Source organism: Halorubrum sp. SP3 (assembly GCF_005435195.1).
Taxonomy (GTDB): Archaea; Halobacteriota; Halobacteria; order Halobacteriales; family Haloferacaceae; genus Halorubrum; species Halorubrum sodomense.
The window spans coordinates 1-222 of the sequence record NZ_SGTU01000754.1 but is presented as its reverse complement, the minus strand read 5'-3'; the positions used below and the strand labels follow the sequence as shown (position 1 = coordinate 222).

Below are 222 nucleotides of genomic sequence, written 5' to 3'. Positions count from 1 at the left end.
AGCTGCGAGCACCTCAAGCGCATGCCCATAGATGTCTTCCTTATTGGCAAACTGATCGAAAAGTGCCTTTGCCGTCGCCTGGGTGGATTCTTCGATCTCAAGTTCCTCCGCGAGTCGCGCGAGTTCAGAATTGACAATGTCTTCCCGTCGCTCTTTATATACCGCTTGCCCAGGTGTCAGGTTTCCAGCTCCGGCAGCGTCACTCAACTCTTTCTCTGCGTC

General features: G+C 53.6%; 1 protein-coding gene. It reads right to left on the bottom strand.

Annotated features, from left to right (window positions below; translation table 11 throughout):
• A partial coding sequence (locus tag EXE42_RS20055) for a cyclin family protein (RefSeq protein WP_206750793.1) occupies positions 1-222 on the bottom strand: 222 nt, incomplete at both ends.